This window comes from Sphingomonas sp. 66-10, assembly GCF_001897045.1.
In the GTDB taxonomy this organism is placed as follows: Bacteria; Pseudomonadota; Alphaproteobacteria; order Sphingomonadales; family Sphingomonadaceae; genus Sphingomonas; species Sphingomonas lycopersici.
Genome location: NZ_MKRR01000006.1, coordinates 1 through 2841 on the forward strand (window position 1 = coordinate 1; position 2841 = coordinate 2841).

Below are 2841 nucleotides of genomic sequence, written 5' to 3' on the forward strand. Positions count from 1 at the left end.
AGAAGCTGATAATCGCTATTCTGTGTCAGCAGCGCGCCGTAACGCCGATGTCCGGGGCGGATCGCAGCTCCGCTCGCGCGCCGCTACGGCACGGCGAATCCGATTCAGCACGAACCGGTGATCATAGGGTTTTGAGATCGAAGGCTGATCATCGCAGAGATCGCCCGCCTTCCGTGTCGCAGTTTCGATATTCCCGGCGAGGATGGCACCGATACCGGGTTGTTCCTGACGAACCAAGGATGCCAGGCCCGCGCCGCGCTCAGCGCGATCGAGCCAGCGCAGCGCTGCCATCACATCGTCGACCGGCACCGGGATGCTGGCGGGCGACGGAGGGCCGGTTGGCCCTCGACGGCGGAGCGATCGGACGCCCAGGATGCAAGGATGGCGGGCTTCACTTCGGGCTCAAGCTGCGGGTCCGAGCAACGATGAAGGGATCAAGGAAAGAGCGTGTGTGCGACATGACATATCCTCCTTTCCTGCCGCGACTTTCTCCGAAAGCGAAGTTCCCGGAAGATTGGTTCGGGCTCGTGTAGGGTCAATGGATGGGAATGCGCCCGGCGTTTGCCGGGCGTTCGTTTTCATCGTGCATTGAGCATTGAGTACTGAAGAACTGACGCGCAGCGCACCGTTCAAATTCCGTGACGAACGGCCTCCGCAATCGCCGGCATCACGTCGATATCATTAGAGGTATGCGCAACAGCGTTCGTGCTCACGATCCTCTCGACGAGCCCACCCAGGACTTGCGCTGCATCGCCGGCGAAAAGCGGATGCACGACCACGCAATCCGGTCGCGCGAACCCCATGCCGACCAGCTGGCGCGCCGCCTCGGCGAGGGTCCGGCCGGATGAGGCGATATCGTCGACCAGCACCGGCTGGCGATCGAGAAACGCTGGGGCATTCGGAATCGAGATGGTGACGTCACGGTCGCCGGACCGGATTTTCTCGCACACGAGAAACGGAGCATCGGCATCGGCCGCCACCTGCGAGACCCACTGTTCGCTTTCCAGGTCCGGACCGATGATCAGCGGACGAGCGACATTGCGCTTGATCCACGAGGCCAGAAGCCGCGCAGCATGAACAACCTGGGTCGGGATGCGGTAGATTTCCGACAACGCATGATAGCGGTGGAGATGCGGATCGACCGTCACCAGCCAGTCGAGATGGCGGGACAGGATCGCGGCAAAGGTTCGCGACGTCACCGCCTCGCCGGCATGGAAGCGAATGTCCTGGCGCATGTAAGCGAGGTAGGGGGCGACGAGCCCGATCCTGCGAGCGCCCAGATCGCGCGCGGTGTCGGCTGCGAACAGCAGCGGCAACAGCTTGGCGTCCGGATGATCGAGACTGCACAGCAGGATGACGTCGCGGTCGCTGATGTCGCTTACGACCCTGAGATAGGTTTCCCCGTCGGGAAACTGACGATGCTCGATCGTGCCGACCTCTGCATCGAGTGCGGCGGATAGCGGCTGTGCCAGGGCCTCGCTGCCAGACAGCGCGAACAGCACGGGACGGTTCATAGCGCTTCAATCCCGAAGATCGGCCCGTCGCTCACCGCATAGGCCGCCGCATAATCGAGCTCGCCCGGGCTCTCGGCATGAATGGTGCTCAAGGGAGCCCCGGCATCCACCATCTGGTTCAGCCGACACTGCAGCGCGACGCCGGCGGCCTTGGCCATCGGCGCGCCGGCAAGCTTCGCGACCGTCGCGAGCTTGCGATTGTCGATACTCACCAGGCGGCCGCTATAGGGAGCGATCATATCCTGTTGGAACCGGGCGACCGGTGGAGCCCGCATGCCGCCCTGCGCTTCGCAGATACGTTGGAACTTGGCCCAGGCCCGGCCGCTTTCGAGGCACGCCCGCGCACGCGCATAGCCTTCGCCGGCCGGGGCCGCGTCCGCGAGCTCAAGCAGTCCTCCCGCCAGCTCGCAGGCCCGGTGGGCGAGATCCTCGGCGCCAGGCTGCCCCTGGAGCACGGCAAGGATATCCTGCGCCTCGAGCGCCGGACCGATGCCCCGTCCGATCGGCTCCGCGCCGGGGCCGCGCATCACGCGCGTGCGAAGCCCGAAGGCTTGGGCGACCGAGCTCAGCGCGCGCTCGAGGGTGTCGGCGGCAGCGGCTCCGCGGACCTTGGCGGTCGGCCCGACCGGGATGTCGATGACCAGATGGGTCGCACCGGCCGCGACTTTCTTGGACAGCACCGAGGCGACCATCTGCCCGACGGCATCGATATCGAGCACGCGCTCCACGCCGATGATCACGTCGTCGGCAGGGCTGAGATTGACGGCGCCGCCCCAGGCGATGCAGCCGCCTTCGCGCTCGACCACCTTGCGGATTGCGGAAACGTCGAGGTCGACAGGTGCCAGCACCTCCATCGTGTCCGCCGTGCCGGCCGGCGAGGTGATCGCCCGCGACGATGTCTTGGGCATGATCAGGCCCTCCGCGGCCATGATCGAGACGATGATCGGCGTGGTGCGATTGCCCGGCAATCCACCGACGCTATGCTTGTCGACGATGACCGTTCCGGGCCACTGCAATCGCTCGCCGACATCGACCATCGCCCTGGTCAGGCTGATCGTTTCGTCCGTATCGAGCGGGACCGCCGAGCAGGCCGTGACGAATGCCGAGAGATGGACATCGCTATAGCGTCGCTCGGCGATGTCGGTGATGATCGCTGAAAAAGCCCCGTCACTGAGACGATTGCCATAGATACGCCGACGCACTTCGGCGAGCGAGGCGAGAGGCTGGGCGTGCGCGATCTCGACCGGATCGCCCTCGCTGACGCCGAGCCGCTGCCATGCGGATTCCGAGAGGCCGATCTCGCCGGGCGCTGGAGCCTCCGCGGAAC

At 65.4% G+C, this 2841-nt stretch carries 3 protein-coding genes and 1 pseudogene; all 4 read right to left on the reverse strand.

What is annotated here, in order from left to right:
• Positions 1–15 precede the first annotated feature (15 nt).
• Positions 16–291, reverse strand: a complete 276-nt coding sequence (locus BGN95_RS01085; protein ID WP_140159542.1) for a hypothetical protein — start codon at positions 289–291, stop codon at positions 16–18.
• Positions 265–460 (reverse strand): annotated as a pseudogene (locus BGN95_RS27210) (hypothetical protein); the annotation flags it as partial. The pseudogene BGN95_RS27210 and the gene BGN95_RS01085, both read right to left, overlap by 27 nt.
• A 169-nt stretch (positions 461–629) precedes the next feature.
• Entirely contained in the window at positions 630–1514 is an 885-nt protein-coding gene (locus BGN95_RS01095; protein ID WP_030541611.1) for a ribose-phosphate pyrophosphokinase, read from the reverse strand.
• Positions 1511–2812, reverse strand: a complete 1302-nt coding sequence (locus tag BGN95_RS01100; RefSeq protein WP_286771368.1) for a thymidine phosphorylase family protein — start codon at positions 2810–2812, stop codon at positions 1511–1513. The genes BGN95_RS01095 and BGN95_RS01100 overlap by 4 nt, the downstream gene beginning before the upstream one ends.
• Between the last annotated feature and the right edge of the window lie 29 nt (positions 2813–2841).